Source organism: Bombella dulcis, from assembly GCF_026385505.1.
In the GTDB taxonomy this organism is placed as follows: Bacteria; Pseudomonadota; Alphaproteobacteria; order Acetobacterales; family Acetobacteraceae; genus Bombella; species Bombella dulcis.
Window position 1 is genome coordinate 24,255 of record NZ_JANIDV010000003.1, and the last position, 17,111, is coordinate 41,365.

Annotated in this window: 16 protein-coding genes and 1 tRNA gene; 8 read left to right on the forward strand and 9 right to left on the reverse strand. The window is 56.5% G+C overall.

The genetic code is table 11. The features are described from left to right. Positions 1 to 133: 133 nt before the first annotated feature. From NQF87_RS05310 to NQF87_RS05330, 5 genes are all read left to right on the forward strand, one after another. Positions 134 to 1,297: an MlaE family ABC transporter permease gene (locus tag NQF87_RS05310; protein ID WP_266127394.1), complete on the forward strand. Its 1,164-nt coding sequence runs from the start codon at positions 134 to 136 to the stop codon at positions 1,295 to 1,297. After that, the gene (locus tag NQF87_RS05315; protein ID WP_266127395.1) at positions 1,297 to 2,094 is read left to right on the forward strand and encodes an ABC transporter ATP-binding protein; all 798 of its coding nucleotides are present in this window, start codon (positions 1,297 to 1,299) and stop codon (positions 2,092 to 2,094) included. Before NQF87_RS05310 ends, NQF87_RS05315 begins: the two co-directional genes overlap by 1 nt. Continuing rightward, on the forward strand, positions 2,087 to 3,043 hold the full coding sequence (locus NQF87_RS05320) for an MlaD family protein (RefSeq protein ID WP_266127396.1): 957 nt from the start codon (positions 2,087 to 2,089) through the stop codon (positions 3,041 to 3,043). Before NQF87_RS05315 ends, NQF87_RS05320 begins: the two co-directional genes overlap by 8 nt. Beyond that, a complete protein-coding gene (locus tag NQF87_RS05325; RefSeq protein WP_266127397.1) occupies positions 3,040 to 3,630 on the forward strand; it encodes a PqiC family protein in 591 nt (196 codons plus the stop codon). The genes NQF87_RS05320 and NQF87_RS05325 overlap by 4 nt, the downstream gene beginning before the upstream one ends. Positions 3,631 to 4,112: 482 nt before the next feature. Continuing rightward, positions 4,113 to 5,168: a hypothetical protein gene (locus NQF87_RS05330; RefSeq protein WP_266127398.1), complete on the forward strand. Its 1,056-nt coding sequence runs from the start codon at positions 4,113 to 4,115 to the stop codon at positions 5,166 to 5,168. A gap of 247 nt (positions 5,169 to 5,415) precedes the next feature. Here NQF87_RS05330 and NQF87_RS05335 read toward each other — a convergent pair whose 3' ends face one another. Continuing rightward, the gene (locus NQF87_RS05335; protein WP_266127399.1) at positions 5,416 to 6,384 is read right to left on the reverse strand and encodes a GlxA family transcriptional regulator; all 969 of its coding nucleotides are present in this window, start codon (positions 6,382 to 6,384) and stop codon (positions 5,416 to 5,418) included. Positions 6,385 to 6,592: 208 nt separating this feature from the next. Between NQF87_RS05335 and NQF87_RS05340 the strand changes: the two genes are divergently transcribed. Beyond that, complete coding sequence (locus NQF87_RS05340; RefSeq protein WP_266127400.1) at positions 6,593 to 7,246, forward strand: HD domain-containing protein; 654 nt, start codon at positions 6,593 to 6,595, stop codon at positions 7,244 to 7,246. 153 nt (positions 7,247 to 7,399) lie between these two features. On the opposite strand, the gene NQF87_RS05345 is transcribed toward NQF87_RS05340, so the two are convergent. Then, positions 7,400 to 7,475, reverse strand: a tRNA-Ala gene (locus tag NQF87_RS05345). A 90-nt stretch (positions 7,476 to 7,565) separates the two neighbouring features. Between NQF87_RS05345 and NQF87_RS05350 the strand changes: the two genes are divergently transcribed. Continuing rightward, positions 7,566 to 7,940 (forward strand): YggT family protein, encoded by a 375-nt coding sequence (locus NQF87_RS05350; protein WP_266127401.1) that lies wholly within the window; start codon positions 7,566 to 7,568, stop codon positions 7,938 to 7,940. A 61-nt stretch (positions 7,941 to 8,001) separates the two neighbouring features. Here NQF87_RS05350 and NQF87_RS05355 read toward each other — a convergent pair whose 3' ends face one another. Together NQF87_RS05355 and tldD are read right to left on the reverse strand one after the other, a co-directional pair. Further along, positions 8,002 to 9,135 (reverse strand): hypothetical protein, encoded by a 1,134-nt coding sequence (locus tag NQF87_RS05355; RefSeq protein WP_266127585.1) that lies wholly within the window; start codon positions 9,133 to 9,135, stop codon positions 8,002 to 8,004. 169 nt (positions 9,136 to 9,304) lie between these two features. Then, positions 9,305 to 10,777, reverse strand: a complete 1,473-nt coding sequence (gene tldD / locus NQF87_RS05360; protein ID WP_266127402.1) for a metalloprotease TldD — start codon at positions 10,775 to 10,777, stop codon at positions 9,305 to 9,307. A 162-nt stretch (positions 10,778 to 10,939) separates the two neighbouring features. On the opposite strand from tldD, the gene glnA reads away from it, so the two are divergent. Next, complete coding sequence (glnA, locus tag NQF87_RS05365; protein ID WP_266127403.1) at positions 10,940 to 12,400, forward strand: type I glutamate--ammonia ligase; 1,461 nt, start codon at positions 10,940 to 10,942, stop codon at positions 12,398 to 12,400. A 154-nt stretch (positions 12,401 to 12,554) separates the two neighbouring features. On the opposite strand, the gene NQF87_RS05370 is transcribed toward glnA, so the two are convergent. The 5 genes from NQF87_RS05370 to speE form a co-directional block, all read right to left on the reverse strand. Next, positions 12,555 to 13,514 (reverse strand): ROK family protein, encoded by a 960-nt coding sequence (locus tag NQF87_RS05370; protein ID WP_266127404.1) that lies wholly within the window; start codon positions 13,512 to 13,514, stop codon positions 12,555 to 12,557. A gap of 23 nt (positions 13,515 to 13,537) precedes the next feature. Beyond that, complete coding sequence (locus tag NQF87_RS05375; RefSeq protein ID WP_266127405.1) at positions 13,538 to 13,840, reverse strand: putative quinol monooxygenase; 303 nt, start codon at positions 13,838 to 13,840, stop codon at positions 13,538 to 13,540. 246 nt (positions 13,841 to 14,086) lie between these two features. Then, positions 14,087 to 15,229: a glycine cleavage system aminomethyltransferase GcvT gene (gene gcvT, locus NQF87_RS05380; RefSeq protein WP_266127406.1), complete on the reverse strand. Its 1,143-nt coding sequence runs from the start codon at positions 15,227 to 15,229 to the stop codon at positions 14,087 to 14,089. Between the two features lie 118 nt (positions 15,230 to 15,347). Next, the gene (gene panB, locus NQF87_RS05385) at positions 15,348 to 16,181 is read right to left on the reverse strand and encodes a 3-methyl-2-oxobutanoate hydroxymethyltransferase (RefSeq protein WP_266127407.1); all 834 of its coding nucleotides are present in this window, start codon (positions 16,179 to 16,181) and stop codon (positions 15,348 to 15,350) included. A gap of 23 nt (positions 16,182 to 16,204) precedes the next feature. Beyond that, on the reverse strand, positions 16,205 to 17,080 hold the full coding sequence (gene speE / locus NQF87_RS05390; RefSeq protein WP_266127408.1) for a polyamine aminopropyltransferase: 876 nt from the start codon (positions 17,078 to 17,080) through the stop codon (positions 16,205 to 16,207). Between the last annotated feature and the right edge of the window lie 31 nt (positions 17,081 to 17,111).

The following is a 17,111-nucleotide window of genomic DNA, read 5'->3' on the forward strand; positions in this document are numbered from 1 at the left end:
GCTGCCCTGAAGAGAAGCGACTCGCTTTCATAAAAAATTTAATTTAAGGTGCCACATTAGTCTGTTCTGTAGGCGTGATGATGTTACGTATTTCCATTCGGCCCATGACAAGGGCATGCCATAGTCTGTTCTTATGCCCATGATCCAGGGACACGCCGCCCCTTCATCAGCCTCTTCGCCTTCATGGTCCATCACGGATATGCCTGAAGGAGTCTGCCTGACTCTCAAAGGGGAATGGAAATCACTTTCCAGCGATGAAATGCAGTTTCAGGACAATGCACTCTCATCAGTCCGGGCTGGCTCAGGGCGAAAACTCTTCATCAGGAGCGATGCGCTTGGGGACTGGGACTCCAGCTTCATCTCTTTCATCTGGAGCGTCAAACAGGCTGCGGGCAGGGCATCGCTTTCTTTCGACTGTCAGGCCCTGCCCCCCTCGGCACAGCGTCTTCTGGCCCTGCTGCCTGACCGGGCAAGCCCGCCAGCCCCCCATCAGCAGAACCGGGAAGGCATTCTGGCCCGCATAGGGGGTGCCACCACCAGTGCCATCTGCGAAGCAGGCACCTGTGCCGCCTTGATTGCAGAAGTGGGACGGGGAGCTGTCCAGTGCCTCCGAGGCAGAAGCTCCATGCGCCTCAAGGACCTGCTGGTCGATATCTGGAACGCTGGTCCATCCGCCCTGCTCATCGTCAGCATCGTCAATTTTCTGGTCGGGGCCATTCTTGCCTTCGTCGGCCTGCTGGAACTGCGAAAATTTGCTGCCGAAATCTATGTGACCAATCTGGTTGGCATTGCCTCGGCCCGTGAAATCTCCGCCATCATGACCGCCATCATAATGGCAGGCCGGACAGGCGGGGCCTATGCCGCCCGCATCTCCACCATGCAGGGCAATGAAGAAATTGACGCCCTTCAGGTTACCGGAATCCCCATAGCCGGGTACATCCTGCTGCCATCCATCCTGTCGCTGGTCATCATGATGCCGCTGCTCTATCTGTACGGCACCATGGTGTCCATATTCGGCGGCTTTGTCGTTTCCATGACCATGATGAACCTATCTCCCATCGGCTACTGGCTGACCACCTTTGATGGTGTCGAGCTGAGCCAGTTCATTTTCGGTTTCGTCAAGGCCCTGTTCTTTGCCGGATTCATCGCTCTGGCAGCCTGCCGGGTCGGACTGAAAGCGGGGCGGAGTGCCGCTGATGTCGGCATTGCCGCCACACGGGCCGTCGTGATTGGCATTGTCGGGGTCATCGCTCTGGATGCCGTTTTTGCCGTACTCGCCAATGCCGTTGGAATCTGATGATGCCTGACAGAGACACCCTCATCGCCGTCCGTGATCTGCAGCTGTCCTTCGGCCCCAAGATCATCCAGAAAAACGTGTCATTCGACCTGAAACGTGGCTCCATCTTTGCTGTCATGGGCGGGTCGGGCTGTGGCAAAAGCACCCTGCTGAGAAGCATGATCGGCCTTCTCCGCCCCACGGCTGGCCGCATCATGGTTGGCGGCGATGATTACTGGGCGCAGGATGATGTCCGCCGGACAGCCATCAACCGCCGCTATGGCGTTCTCTTCCAGAGTGGTGCCCTGTGGAGTTCCATGACCGTAGGCGAGAATGTCGCCCTGCCGCTCGAGATGTTCACGGACCTCAAGCCTGATGCCATCGAACAGCTGGTCCGCCTGAAACTTGGCCTTGTGGGCATGGAACATGCCATTGATCTCTTTCCCTTCGAGATTTCAGGCGGCATGCGCAAGCGTGCGGGCCTTGCCCGTGCGATCGCACTTGAACCTGACATCCTCTTCTTTGATGAGCCGTCCGCCGGTCTGGACCCGATCACCTCCGCCCGACTGGATGACCTGATCCTCACCCTCCGGGACGGGCTGGGGGCGACCATCATCATCGTCAGCCATGAACTGCCCAGCCTGTTCACCATTGCTGATGACGGCATTTTTCTGGATGCCATCACGCACCAGCCCATCGCCCACGGGTCCCCCCGTGACCTACATGACAGCTGTACCCTGCCAGAGGTGACAGCCTTCATGCACCGCTCTGCCTCTATCCCTTCCCAGACAGAACAGAAGGCCGAACAGCATGTCTGAAAACACCAGCAAAAAAACACAGATAGGTGCCTTCGTCGTCATTGGAGGCGTACTCCTCCTGTTTGTCGTCATGGCTTTTGGCCATCTCCGTTTCTTCTCCAAGACACGGGATGTCGCCGTCGTGTTCCAGAACTCGATTTCCGGCCTGTCCATCGGTGCGCCTGTCAATTTCCGCGGGGTAAAGGTTGGTTCTGTCAAGAGCATCACGCTACATTTCGACCCGCAAGACAGACGAGCCTATATCCCCGTCATCATTTCCCTGCAAACGGGGCAGATTCATGTCGTCCCTGATGCGTCTGGCGAGAGGGAGGTCAGCCTCCAGCAGATGATCAATAATGGTCTCCGTGCCGGACTGAACCTGCAGAGCCTCGTAACGGGCCAGTCTGACATCGAGCTGGATTTCGACAGGTCCGTTCCGGCCAGCTTGCACCCCCGCATCACCAGCCTGCCGGAAATCCCCGTCCGGCTCTCCACCATGGAGAAGCTGAAAAACACGCTGGAGCATATTCCCCTCAAGGACATCAGCCAGCATGCTGACGAGGCCCTGCTTTCCATCACTTCCCTGAGCGACAACCTCCATCAGGAACTGCCCAGCCTGATCGAAAGCATGAAGAAAACCTCCGATCAGTCCCAGGAAACGATACAGGCCGCCACAACGGCCATCCGGGACCTTCAGGTGCGGCTGGACCAGACACTGGGGAAAATGAACAGGCTTCTCGACACGGGGACCAGCCAGCTCGACATGCGTGGCAAGGACCTGCATGTAACGCTTGCCTCTGCATCACAGACACTGGAAGCCCTCCAGGACATTCTCTCCGCCCGTTCTGTTGATCGTGCCAATCTTGATGCCGCGCTGCGCGACATTGCCGCCACAGCATCATCTCTCCGTGGTTTCGCCAGCGACGTGGAACGCAATCCGCAACTTCTCCTTATGGGACGCCGTCCATGATATTTCTTTTCCGACGCACTGCTCTGGCCCTTCTGGGAGGCTGCGGCCTGCTAGCAGGCTGTGCTTCACCCCAGCTGTACATCTATACACTCGGCATTCCGCTCCATACCGATACAAAATCGTTACAGGTGTCCCCGCAGACCACTGTCGTGCAGGTCAACAGGGTTGTCATGCCAGACTATCTGGACTGTCAGGACATCATCACCCGTCAGGGTGAAGAAATCCGCCGCAGCCCCAACTCTCGCTGGGCCTCCCGCCTCTCTCTCGGTGTCACCGACCTCATCACCAACGAAGTTGCAGCAACCCAGCGTAATGCCCTTTTCACAGACCAGCCTCTGGCACAATCGGCTGACATGCAGGTCATGATTGCCATTTCCGAGTTTGACGTAGACATCAGCGGCCACGCCATCCTCAATGCACACTGGGCCATCGTTCCCCGGGACAGGCATAAACCGCTTCTCCGCAACATCGTCCATCTGGTAGCCAAAGGCCCTGTCAAAACAGATGCCGATACGGCAGCCCTGATGCGTAACCTTGTGATGCAGCTGGCGACACAGATTTCCAAATCCATCCCGGTAACACCGTAAACTCTGCCAGCATGACCGTCTGTGCTTCCATGTCCCAGAACAGAAGCACAGGCTAATACGGCGTTAATACTTTATTAAACACTTGGCTGATTGTGTTAATTTAAAATTTGTTATCTGGTAATATCTGCCTTATCCTTGAAAGATACTGATTTCGCGTCTTTCCGGGCCTGTCCATGCACATTCTTGACGTCCGTTCAAAGGTTATCCATTGAAATGCGGAGCGGGGTTTTTACGGCAGGTCCCTGTTCTGGATCAACAGGGCAGACGTTGTCAGTGTCTATGGCATATAGGACCATCTGACGAATGAAGAGGACATCTATTTCTTTCCGGAAACCCGCATAAAAAGCTTTCAGCAGACCATCAGAAACCTTGGTCCTGTCACCATCACGTATGAAAAAGACCGTTCCGACTATTCCATAAAGAATGAAGCTGGCTAGCATCTGTGCAGTGAATCCAATACTTTCAGATTTTCCAGAGACACCGTGTCACCCTGGGAGGCATCCATCTTCATTGATGATGAATTCATCAAACGTCTGACATACCTCACGGACAATCAGTGGATATCCAAGCGGACAGGTGAGACGCTGGATGTTGAGCATATCCAGTATCTTGATGATTTCCTGATAAGAATTGGCGGCTTCCTGATCGACATTCGTTCCCAGCAGGTGAATGACTTTGGGAAATACAGGACAATCCTTTTTCACGACAACTGGAAGCCCGAGATATTCCTCCTATATTCTCCCGTCATCTATATCACGGCCTTTTCCAGTGAAGCGGTCCTGAAGCAGCTGAAACTCTGCATCACATCCATCCGCCGGTTTGGCAACTATACCGGCAAGATCGTTGTCATGACTGACAAAAGCCTGACATACATTCAGGAGCTTTGCGGCGACCATGACACCAGCCGTCTCGACATAGACACGCTGCATCCATCCGATTTTGTCGGGTATGTCTGCTCAAAATACTATGTTCTGGACAAAGCCATTTACAAAGGCCATCAGCCGCTTCTCTATCTCGATCCCGACATCATCTTTGACAACGACCTGAACGTGATGCTGAAGGATGCCCTGCTCTCTGAAGAAATCTGCGCTCCTTTTGAGAGGCAGTCCCCTCTCAGGACGCAGCCTTCTGTCGGGTCCAGCCTGATCCAGCTGGATGGCCTGTCTGTCGGCACCTATGCCGTGGGCCTGAATGGCGGCACCATCATCTTCCCCAATACCGAAGCCCCGGAAACATACAATTTCATCAGGCTGGTCCGTAGAACCATACGCAATGTCGGGACAAAATACGGACGGAACTTCTGCCACTGGGCCGATCAGGAAGTTTTCAACTACATGGCCGTCAAGCTTGGTCTAGTCAATTATACCATCCTGACCAAATATGCGAACTTCATCTCCAATGACCCCTTTGACCCTTATTCAAAGAAAGGCTTCGTCCATTTCTGGGGAAATCATGATAAGGCATCCGTCATGAAACACTACATGAACCAGCTTGAAGAAATAGAGAGAAGCAGAACCCTCCATAAAGTGGTCGGATAATGCCCTCAGGCCATGTTCAGGGAATATCATGATGGAGCTAGGGCGGGTCACTTCCCTGACCTCATCATCTTCGGCATAAAATCGCCACATATCCTGGCACATTCAACCATCTGTGAAGAACAGCCGAACTGTCAGGGCATCAGAATCCTTTACAGTCCCAGTACCCATTTAATCGTCATTTCCCCGGTGACGCCACACGCCACGTCTCCGCACCCTCGGCTGTCTGGAAACCAGCAGCCTCATCAAATCAACTCCAGTAGTGAAAAGATGACCGATACTGTACAGGACTGACACCAAGCTTCTTCCGGAAAACAGCCCTCATCTGCGCCGGACTGGTAAAGCCACAATCAAAAGCGACAGCCTTGATGGCATCGTCTGTTGCTTCCAGCAGATTGCGGGCGTGATCAATGCGGACAGCCTCCACATAATCATGAGGCGTACACCCCAACTCCTTCACAAACAGGCGGGCCAGACTACGCACACTAAGGCCCGCAATGGCAGCAAGACGCTGCACAGGGAAGGCTTCTGTCAGATGGGCTGTAACATAGGCCTGCACACTGCCAAGAGGCGAATCATGAGCTGTTCCTGACATAAGCAGCGGACTGAACTGTGACTGTCCCCCCTGTCGCTGCGCCACAACGACCAGCCGCTTCGCACAGGCCAGAGCCACGGCTGAACCATGATCCTCCCTTACCAGAGCAAGAGCCAGATCAATCCCTGCCGTCACACCTGCGGATGTCACCAGCCGTCCATCCCTGACATGAATCCTGTCCGGCTGAACATCAGCCCTGGGAAAAAGTCGAGCCAGCTGCTCAGCATGCTGCCAATGTGTTGTGACAGTCCGCCCATCAAGCAGACCGGCCCATCCCAGCGTGAAAGCCCCCGTACAGATGGAACCATACCGTGCGGCCCCGCCACATGCTTCCCGCAACCAAGCTGATACCTTTCTGTCCCCGGAAGATTCAAACAGACTAGGGCCACCAGGAACAAGAACCGTATGTGCTGCGTCCGAGGCCTGCTCAAATGTCATGTGTGCTGAAAACAGCAGGCCGTTTGATGCCTGCATGGGCGCAGTGTGATGACCCGTCAGGCAACAGTCATAATGCTCACATGCGGGTAGACGGGCATTGGCTTCAGCAAACACATCCAGCGGACCTGCAACATCCAACGCCTGTATGCCTTCCTGAAGAACCAGCACCACTTTTCTGCGGGTCATAAATGCCCCTCCTTCCATCAGGTACCAGACCTAACTCCTTACGGCAGAATATCGTGCCTGTCTGGCCGTTTTCCTGCGCCATTCATGATTGCCGCTCTACCCGGTTTACGCCGATAAATTGAACATGCTCACAGCCAGAGATGATCACAACCAACCATCCGACTGTCAGCAGCATCATTCATCACAGACAGGTAAAAAGGCCATCATCATGACAGCCACCTTGCCCTCCCCCATTTCAGGCGTCAGCATTCCTGATTCCGCCCTGGCACGCGCCATTACGGAATTCATCCGTGATACGGAAACAGAACTTCTCTTCAACCATTCAAGCCGCGTTTATTTCTTTGCCGCCCTAGCCGGACAAAACCGTGGCCTGACCTTCAATGCCGAACTGCTTTATGCCGCCACCATGTTTCATGATATCGGCCTCATGCACTCACACAGCAGCCCGGACCTCCGCTTTGAAATAGATGGGGCCAATGCCGCCAAGGCGTTTCTGCAAAGCCACCACATCGACCCCTCGGACATAGAAAAAGTCTGGACCGGCATCGCCCTGCACACCACACCGGGCATTCCCCAGTTCATGCACCCCATCATCGCCCTGACTACAGCAGGTGTTGAAATGGATGTATTGGGTCTGGCCTATCAGGACTATCCGGATGACATCCGGGAAGCCGTCATTTCCGCCTTCCCACGGACTCCAGCCTTCAAGGAAGACATCATCCAGAGCTTCTATAATGGTATCAAACACAAGCCCGAGACGACCTTCGGCAATGTCAAAGCCGATGTCCTCGCTGACAAGGACCCTCATTTCCACAGGGGCAATTTCTGCTCCATCATCCGCTGCTCCCACTGGGCTGGATAAATATAGAAACCATCATGATTCCCATTAAGGTCATGAGAAACACCCACAGGATCACCCCGGGATGATCCTGTGGCACCCTCATGTCCACAAAAACATACCCGCCGCCCCATAGGGAAGAACAGCCCGGACGACCGGTATTTTCTAGAGAAATCATGGTGGAGCTAAGGGGAGTCGAACCCCTGACCTCCTCATTGCGAACGAGGCGCTCTCCCAACTGAGCTATAGCCCCACAATCTTCGGCCGCCAGAACATCACGAGCGGCAGGGCCTGTCAAGCGGGCTGCAATTAAACTCGCCAGCTGCGTGGAAGATTGTTACATGTGTCGGACTGCGTTGTCTCACGCCATCAGGAAGGATACCTGCCTGTGCATGCCGCTCTCATCTATCTCCAGATCACGAACCTGCTCATGGTGCTTCTGGATATCTATACATGGATCATCCTCGCCTACTGTCTGACGACCATGGCCATCAGTTTTGGCGTCGTAAACCCGAACTCCAACCGTTTCATCCAGAGCCTTGTCGAAATTCTGGCCAGACTGGTGGAGCCTGTGCTTCAGCCCATCCGCAATATTCTGCCGCCAACAGGAATGATGGACTTTTCTCCTCTCATCCTGCTGCTGGCCATCCAGTATGGTGCTCCTTTCATCCTGAAAACCATTTTCAGAACGGTCTTCCTGTCCCAGGTCCAGGGCTGACACGAAAAAACCCCCGCCTCTTCAGGACGAGGGTTTTCTTCTGCGCCACAAGGCAGACCGGTCAGAACACGGCAAACACGGCGGCCTGCGGGGAAATCGAACGGGACGTGTTATGCCCGGCTACCGGCAGGATCACACCGACAATCCCGCCGACACTTGATGTCCAGTTATATTCGATCCCAGGACCGACATTGAAAGCACCGGACCAGCCCGTACGGGAATGGATATACTGTTTCGAATACCGGTTATACCCATTGACCGAATTGGATGAAGACCAGGTGTGGTACAGGTCCAGCGCAAAAACCCATTTCTTGGTGATGCCCAGCTCCACGGAGCCACCATCATTCCCGTAAGGACCAGCATGGCCCCGCCCGACAAAGCCTTTCTCCGTTCCATAGCTGGTGATGTTCCGCAACTTCGTGCTGGCAACAGGGTGACGGACCTGCGCCCAGAGGCGGATACGCATGGCATGTTTGAAGAACGGCAGTGCAAACTGGCTATGCACACCATAACGGAGTGCCCAGACGCCCTGACCAACGCCTTCCGAAGCATTGGAGAGGTTCTTATAGTCACCCGTTGGCGTATTCACACCAAAATAGAGCGTGATGGATGGCGTATAATGAGGCGTCAGCCGGTACTGGAACTCCACCGGAAGGTCATTGAACTTCAGACCGGAATGTTTGGTGTGGTTTCCCCAGCTATAGCTGTATGTCGGCAGCAGATAGATGGAGAGATGGTTCGTGATCCCATATTTCGCCAGTGAGAACTGGGAAATGGAATGCTGCCCACCCGCACCCTTCATCGTGTTGAGATGCCCGTTGGAATCAAACGCTCCTGCGGGCAGGCCAGCAGCAACGTAAGGTTCCACCGCAATCATGCCCGGTGTCGGCAGTGCTGGTGAAGGCGAATAGAGAGACCCCGTGTACCACTGTTCCGGCAAGGGTTTCGGGCCTGGTTTTTCCGCAATGGAGACGACCGGCTGCTGCGCTGCCGCCTCATGAGAGGCCGTACCGCTCATTGCAGTGGCCTTGGCAGGCTGTGCGGCCTTGCCCGTTTTTTTGACAGATTTGTCATCTGTCTGGGAACCGGCGTTGGCAGCAATGGCGGCATCCGCGGCGTATAGCTTTGCAGAGACACCATAAGTACCTGCAAAAAGGCTGGACAGAAGGGCTGCATAACGCACGGACTTCTTCATCACGGTGAACCATCTTTCATTGCTGCGATAAAAAAATATTACGACAGCAAAAAGATATTTTGCAATAGCGAAGTGAAAAATTATTTATATCTGAAACATATTCCATTTGTTTTATCTATCCGAAACGCTCCCGGAAACGATGAAACAACTAGCTGTTTTTACATGATTTTCATGAAGCCGTACCGCCGACCGTCAATCCGCTGACTTTCAGCATCGGCTGCCCTACACCCACGGGAACACCCTGCCCGGCCTTGCCGCATGTCCCTATGCCGGGGTCCAGTTCCATGGTGGGACCGATCATGCTGATCTGCTCCATCACGTCAGACCCGCTACCGATCAGGGTGGCTCCACGGACGGGAGCCGTGACCCGCCCATCCTCGATCAGATAGGCCTCCGAGGCTGCGAAGACGAACTTGCCGGACGTGATGTCGACCTGCCCGCCACCGAAATTACGGGCATAAAGGCCTTTCTTTATGGAGCGGACCATCTCTTCTTCCGATGCGTTCCCACCAGCCATGACGGTATTGGTCATGCGAGGCATCGGCGCATGAGCGTAAGACTGCCGCCGCCCATTCCCCGTCGGGGCCACCCCTGTCAGGCGGGCATTCAGACGGTCCTGCATGTAGCCCTGCAGAATGCCGTCCTCAATCAGCACGGTCCGGCTGGTGGGCGTTCCCTCATCATCCATGTTCAGGGAGCCACGACGTTCCGGCAATGTGCCATCATCCAGCACCGTCACGCCCGGTGCAGCAATGCGCCTGCCGACACAGCCGGAGAAAACGGACGTCCCCTTCCGGTTGAAATCCCCTTCCAGCCCGTGACCGACGGCCTCATGCAGCAGAATGCCCGGCCAGCCGGCCCCCAGCACGACCGGCATCTCTCCAGCCGGGGCCGCCACGGCGTCCAGATTGACCAGAGCCTGCCGCAGGGCCTCCTGCGTCATGGCCTGCCAGCATGAAGCTTCCATCAGACGGGACAGGACATACCGTCCCCCCTGTCCGGCACGGCCACTTTCCCGTCGCCCGTCCTGCTCGACCACGACTGAAACATCGAGCCGCACCAGAGGGCGGACATCCACCAGAGGGCCAGCCTGTTCGCCCTGGAAACAGAAAGGCCGCAGAATACGCACAACCTGCCACTGCGTATTGAGCGTGGCATTGACCTGCACGACACGGCGATCCAGCCCCCGGCCATAGGCATCAATTTCACCCAGCAGGGCAACACGTCGGGAAAAGTCACTGCCCTCCACAGGATGCCCGGCACCATAGAGGGCGGAACGTCCTTCCACCGAGTGAGACTGAGGCTTCTGGTCAGGCTTCAAACCCGTGCGTTCCGCACTGTCCAGCCCTTCGCCCGCCCGCAGGAGTGCCTCCATGCCCAGAAGGTCAGAATGAGCAAAGATGGTCTGGCTGCCCAGCACGCCCCGCAGGCCAAAACCCGAGGACCGGTTGAAACCGGCATTCCGCAGAAGGCCATTCTCCAGCCCCAGCGTCTCTTCTTCCCGATATTCCAGAAACAGTTCGCCATCATCCATGCCGGACAGGCTCCGGGCAAGCTGACGCTCCACATCATCATGAGTCCACGGCAGAGCGTCGTGGAAAAACAGGGAATCAGAAATTTTCGTCAGGGAAGACTCAGACATGACCACCAGATGGATTTTTCCAATCGGCTCAGGAGCCGAGAAGTATAAGGAACTGAAACGGCACTGTCTCATAAAATGAAGTTTATGAGCAAGCACTCGACAGAAGACCGATTGTCCCCTAATCGTTTTGCTATCAGTTCAAAAAATGCGAGGCATGCAGCCATGGCAAAAAAAGCAGTTTCCTCTCCTTCCGCACAACGCCCTTCCCCTCAGAAAGCCGCCGTCCAGCGCGTGTTTGAGCTGATCGAAGAGCATGGCATCGAATTTGTTGACCTCCGCTTCACCGACACGAAGGGCAAATGGCAGCACACCACCCAGACCGTCCGTACCATCGAAGATGACACCTTCACGGAAGGCTTCATGTTCGACGGGTCTTCCATCCAAGGCTGGAAAGCCATCAACGAGTCCGACATGGTCCTCCTGCCGGACCCGGAAACAGCCGTGGTTGACCCTTTCTCCGCCCGCCCGCAGCTCATCCTCATCTGTGACATCATCGACCCCAGAACGGGCGGCTATTACAACCGTGACCCCCGTGCGACTGCCAAGCAGGCTGAAGCCTACTTGAAGAAGAGCGGCCTAGGTGACACGGCCTTCTTCGGCCCGGAAGCTGAATTCTTCATCTTCGACAGTGTCCGCTTTGGCACGGGCGAGAATTACGGCACCTACCATCTCGACAGCATCGAGGGGCCGGAAGCCTCCATGAAGGAATATCCGGAAGGCAACATGGGCCACCGCCCGGCCCGCAAGGGTGGTTACTTCCCCGTCCCCCCGGTGGACAGCGAACATGACCTGCGTGCCGAAATGCTTGCCACCATGGGCGAGATGGGCCTGCCGATCGAGAAACACCACCATGAAGTGGCCCGCAGCCAGCACGAGCTGGGCACGGCATTTGCCACACTGGTGAAATCTGCCGACTTCATGCAGATTTACAAATACTGCGTGCATAACGTTGCCCATTCCTACGGCAAGACGGCAACCTTCATGCCAAAGCCGATCTATGGCGATAACGGCACAGGCATGCATGTGCATCAGTCCGTCTGGAAGGACGGCAAGCCGCTCTTCGCGGGCAAACGCTATGCTGACCTCTCTGATGAAGCCCTGTACTATATCGGTGGCATCATCAAGCACGCCAAAGCACTGAACGCCTTCACCAACCCGTCCACCAACTCCTACAAGCGTCTGATCCCGGGTTTTGAAGCCCCCGTGCTGCTGGCCTACTCATCCGCCAACCGCTCTGCCTCCTGTCGTATCCCGCACGCCACCAGCCCGAAGGCAAAACGTGTCGAGGTCCGCTTCCCCGACCCGACAGCCAACCCTTACCTTGCTTTCAGTGCCATGCTGATGGCTGGTCTGGACGGCATCCGCAACAAGATCCACCCGGGTGAAGCCATGGACAAGGACCTGTACGAGCTGCCGCCGGAAGAGCTGAACATGATCCCGACCGTCTGCGGCTCCCTGCGTGAAGCTCTGGAAGCCCTGAAGACGGATCATGCCTTCCTGCTGGAAGGGGATGTCTTCACCAAAGATCAGATCGAGAGCTACATCACGCTCAAGATGCAGGAAGTGTACCGCTTCGAGCATACACCGCACCCGGTCGAGTTCGAGATGTACTATTCCGTCTGATCCTGTCCGGACTGTTTCCGGCTTCCCTATTCCGCAGGGAAGCCGGAAAACGGGAAAGAGACCATACAAAAAAACCGCCTGCCCTTCCTGGAAGAGCAGGCGGTTTTTTCATAAGGATCAGCTCCCTCCCCATGAGGAGAGGGAGCCTGTCCCATCAGCCATGCTGTTTGGGTACACCACTTTCTGCCACATCCCACAGCCAGGCAGCACCACGCACGCCGGAGCTGTCACCATGACGGTTCTGCACGATGGGCGTCGTGCAGGGAGAGGTAATCACATAGCGGGGCAGAATCTTGGGCACACGCTCATAAATGCTGGGCAGATTGGACACGCCACCACCAAGCACGATCACGTCCGGATCAAGGAAGTTGACAGCCAGAGCGCAGGCACGGGCAAAACGGTCCATGTACAGGTCAAGCGCACGGATGGCCGCTTCATCTCCATTACGGGCCGCATCCTCAATCCCGTTCGGGGAGCGGTTGCCTTCACCCTTCCACTCAGCAGCCAGAGCCGGACCACAGAGATAACGCTCCTGACAGCCCTCATTGCCACAAAAACATTTCCGCATGGGCATGTCTTCCGGCTTGGCCCATGGCAGCGGAATATGCCCCCACTCACCTGCAATGTGATGATGGCCGGACAGGACACGGGCATTCGCCACGATGCCACCGCCCATGCCTGTCCCGATGATCACACCCAGAACGGTTGAATATCCCGCACCGGCACCATCAGCCGCTTCGGAAAGGGCAAAACAGTTGGCATCATTCTCAACCCGGACAGGACGGCCAAGGCTCTCTTCCACATCACGCTTGAAGGGATTGTTATTCAGCCATGTTGCGTTGGAATTGCGGACAAGCCCTGTTTCCGGGGACAGGGAACCGGGAATGCCGATGCCCAGCGTGGAAGTCAGCTGCGTGCCAGTAATGCGATGAGCCGGAACACAGCCGATCTGATCTTCGGCCTTCAGCACGAGGTCCCGGATGGCCTCAATGGCCTTGTCATAGACACCGGGGTTCGGGATGCGCTCACGCAGCACTTCCTTGCCGCCACGGTCCAGCGCAAGAATCTCGATTTTCGTGCCGCCAAAATCAATTCCCAGACGATAATCAGCCATTGGTGATTCTCCCTAATTTCAGCTTACGAGGTAGGCTGTAACGGCTGCTGACGGATGACTTCCAGCACGGCCCCATGTTCCCTGGCAAAGCTGGCCAGCTCTCCAAAATGCTCACTGGCGAGATGCTCTTCAAATCCAGCCTGACTGGCCCAGATTTCGCTGACCGTGAAGCGGCCTTTTTTCTCAGCATCACGGGAAATCTCGTAACGCTTGCAGGCTTTTTCCTTCAGGGAATGACCGGCACAGACCTGCACCACCTTCTCCAGCTGATCAGCCTTATTTTCTGAAATGGTCGCAATTGCCAGAATATGGATGGCTTCACTCATCTCGACTCTCCTCGAGCTCCCACGCTCAGCAGCACGGATCACGCTGAGCAAAAAACCGGCCTTTGACAAGACACGTTCCCGTCACGTCCCTTCCCTGCCGGAAAGGCACCAGGCATGCCGTGTCTCAGCCCAAGTATGAGAGCGAGCCTCAACAAAAAACAGGGCCATGTAAAGCCCTGTCCTGAAAACTTCCCCATGATCTGTCCCCCATACGGACAGATCATGAAATCACCTCAGGCCTGCCAGTCAGTGCCCCGTTTTGGGAACGAATGGCAGGGCCGTGACGGTGACCGTATGCGGCTGGCCATCCGCATCCACAGCGAACAATGTTGTCCCTTCTGCCGCATGGGAGGGCGTGACATAGCCCATTGCGATCATGGCCCGCAGCGTCGGACTGAAACAGCCGGAGGTGATACGCCCCACCTGCTCGGTTCTGGCCTCATCCGAGAACAGTTCCACACCACCGGCCAGCAGAACATCCGCCTCAGGGCGCAGGCCAACCCGCTGGCGATAGACACCATGCTCCATCTGCCCTTCAATCGTCTCGGCACCGGGGTACCCCCCCGCACGCTCCCCACCGGCACGGCGGCAGGTGGCGATGCTCCCCACCAGAGCCGCCTCCACGGGCGATGTTGCCCGGTCGATATCCACCCCGTACAGGCACAGCCCGGCTTCCATCCTCAGGCTGTTGCGGGTTTCCAGACCGGCAGGTTCAACCTCAGCTTCACTCAGGAGACGGCGGGCAAAGGCTTCTGCCTGTTCAGCCGCTATGGAGATGTCAAACCCTTCCATCCCCGTATATCCGAAACGGGACACGATGAGGACGCCACCTTCCCACGGCATCTCGAGACTGTCCCGATAGTGCATGTTCGTGATGGTCGCATGATCCAGAATGCGGGACAGAACCTCTGCCGAAGATGGCCCCTGAAGGGACAGCATGGCCCTGTCAAATTCCCGGACCAGCTTGCAGTCACCACTGAGGGCATTCTCAAGATAATCTGCGTTGTCCTCCCTGTTCTCACCGTTCAGCACCAAAAGGAAATCATCCCCCTGGCGGGAAATGGCGAGGTCATCACGGATGCCACCATGATCGGTCGTCAGCAGGCCATACAGCACCCGGTTCGGGCCAAGCCCCTTGATATCCAGAGGCATGAGGGCTTCGAGGGCCTCTGCCGCAACGGCGGGATCATCCTCTTTCGCACGAATGCGAATCTGCCCCAGAAAGGAAATGTCGAACAGTCCGGCCTGCTTGCGGGTATGGAGATGCTCCACTTCCATGCCGGAAGGGTAATGCTCGGGCAGTGCATAACCCGCATAGCCCCCCATCTGGGCATTCAGCTCTTCATGAAGAGCCTGAAGGGGGCTGGGCTTCAATGTCTCATCCGTCATTCTGTTTTCATCCTGCTAGACAGGGGGAACCGCCAATCTGCCAGCTTCATTCCCCCCTGACAATCCGGGCTGCGGCAGTGTCACTGTCGGTCTACGTCACCGATAAGGCAGAAACAGGTCAGCTCTCTGCTTCCAGAGCGGCCAGAACATCAGGCTTCATGCTCACGCTCTGTGCCTGGGTCGGGAAGGAACCTTCCTCAACCTGCCGGACATAGTGGGAGAGTGCCCCCACCATCTGTTCCCCAATTTCAGCAAAACGATGGGCATGACGGGGTGATTTCCCCTCGAAGAGACCCAGAACGTCGTGCCAGACCTGAACCTGCCCGTCACAGCCCGGACCCGCCCCGATCCCGATGGTCGGAATGCTCACTGTTCCGGAAACCAGAGCCGCCAGCTCGGCAGGGATGACCTCCAGCACGATGCCGAAGGCCCCGGCCTCTTCCAGCGCACGGGCATCATCCAGCAGCTTCCGGGCGGCTGCCACCTGCTTGGCCTGCGCCCGCAAGCCGATCTGATGCTGGGACTGTGGCGTCAGCCCCAGATGCCCCATGACAGGCACACCCATTTCCGTCAGGCGACGGACGATCGGAGCAATCTCCCGCCCACCTTCCAGCTTCAGGGCCTGCCCGCCACCTTCCTGCATCACACGCCGGGCAGCATCCACCGCATCCTGTTCCGTTGCGTAGGAGAGGAACGGCAGGTCCACCACCACGAGAGCCTTGTGGCTGCCCCGCATGACCATCCGGGCATGGTAGATCATGTCCTCCACACGCACGGGCAGGGTCGTGTCCCGCCCCTGCATGACCATGCCCAGAGAATCCCCCACCAGAATGACCGGCACGCCCGCCTGCTCGGCAATCAGGGCCGAGGCATAATCATAGACCGTGAGCATGGCGATCCGCCGGCCCTCGTCCTTCATTTTCTGAAAGTCTGCGACTGTTGTCCGGCGCATGGTGGGGTTCCTTCTCTATGGTCTCACGAATGGGGGAGGTTCTGGGCGATATAAGGAGGCAGGCTGAAAGAGGCAACATGCACCTCCGGCGTCCAGTACTGGCAGCCTGCCTCAATACCCTTCGCACGGCGGGCCAGTTCGGCCACGTCCGGCTTGTGGGGCGGCGTGCCCTTCTTGGCCATGCCCAGTGTCATGAACCCACCGACATAGGTCGGCACGGCAGCCAGATAGGCCGTGACATGAGGGAAGAACTTTGCACGACGGGCCGTTGTTTCCCGCAGCTCATCGGCCTGCTGGAAGGGGACACCACACTGGTTGACGATGATCCCCTCATCCGAAAGGATGCGGGCACAGTTCTCGTAAAAATCATCCGTAAAGAGGACATCGCCCACACCGATCGGGTCCGTGCTGTCCACGATGATGACATCAAAAGCCGCATCATCGGATTTCTTGACGTAATCAATCCCGTCCCCGACGATGACCTCAGCCCGTGGGTCATTCCACGCATCCTTGCCGAACATGGGCAGATGCTGCTTGGAAAGTTCGATCACATCACCATCAATCTCCACCATGACGGCCTTCTCGACCGTTTCATGCTGGAGAACACGGCGCAGCACGCCGCCATCACCGGCCCCGATGATGAGAACACGTTTCGGGTTCGGGTGCATGAAGAGTGGCACATGGGCCAGCATCTCCTGATAGATGAACTCATCCCGTTCCGTGATCTGCACGATGCCATCCAGCACCAGCACACGGCCGTGGCTGCTGCTCTCGAAAATGCGGATGTCCTGAAACGGTGATTTCTTGTGGACCAGCTCTTTCACCACTCTGAAACGCTGGCCCCAGTCGGGGTAAAGGGCCTCGTTGAACCAGGTCCCGGAAGACGTGCCAGATGTCATGGCGGCATCCTTTCTTCATCACGGAACTGCG

Bases quoted from the DNA above. Each gene is read 5' to 3' on its own strand.
- speE (WP_266127408.1), bottom strand. From the start codon at position 17,080: ATGACATCTGGCACGTCTTCCGGGACCTGGTTCAACGAGGCCCTTTAC.
- NQF87_RS05315 (WP_266127395.1), top strand. From the start codon at position 1,297: ATGATGCCTGACAGAGACACCCTCATCGCCGTCCGTGATCTGCAGCTG.
- NQF87_RS05340 (WP_266127400.1), top strand. From the start codon at position 6,593: ATGACAGCCACCTTGCCCTCCCCCATTTCAGGCGTCAGCATTCCTGAT.
- NQF87_RS05335 (WP_266127399.1), bottom strand. From the start codon at position 6,384: ATGACCCGCAGAAAAGTGGTGCTGGTTCTTCAGGAAGGCATACAGGCG.
- NQF87_RS05325 (WP_266127397.1), top strand. From the start codon at position 3,040: ATGATATTTCTTTTCCGACGCACTGCTCTGGCCCTTCTGGGAGGCTGC.
- gcvT (WP_266127406.1), bottom strand. From the start codon at position 15,229: ATGACGGATGAGACATTGAAGCCCAGCCCCCTTCAGGCTCTTCATGAA.
- NQF87_RS05310 (WP_266127394.1), top strand. From the start codon at position 134: ATGCCCATGATCCAGGGACACGCCGCCCCTTCATCAGCCTCTTCGCCT.
- glnA (WP_266127403.1), top strand. From the start codon at position 10,940: ATGGCAAAAAAAGCAGTTTCCTCTCCTTCCGCACAACGCCCTTCCCCT.
- NQF87_RS05355 (WP_266127585.1), bottom strand. From the start codon at position 9,135: ATGAAGAAGTCCGTGCGTTATGCAGCCCTTCTGTCCAGCCTTTTTGCA.
- NQF87_RS05370 (WP_266127404.1), bottom strand. From the start codon at position 13,514: ATGGCTGATTATCGTCTGGGAATTGATTTTGGCGGCACGAAAATCGAG.
- panB (WP_266127407.1), bottom strand. From the start codon at position 16,181: ATGCGCCGGACAACAGTCGCAGACTTTCAGAAAATGAAGGACGAGGGC.
- NQF87_RS05320 (WP_266127396.1), top strand. From the start codon at position 2,087: ATGTCTGAAAACACCAGCAAAAAAACACAGATAGGTGCCTTCGTCGTC.
- NQF87_RS05375 (WP_266127405.1), bottom strand. From the start codon at position 13,840: ATGAGTGAAGCCATCCATATTCTGGCAATTGCGACCATTTCAGAAAAT.
- tldD (WP_266127402.1), bottom strand. From the start codon at position 10,777: ATGTCTGAGTCTTCCCTGACGAAAATTTCTGATTCCCTGTTTTTCCAC.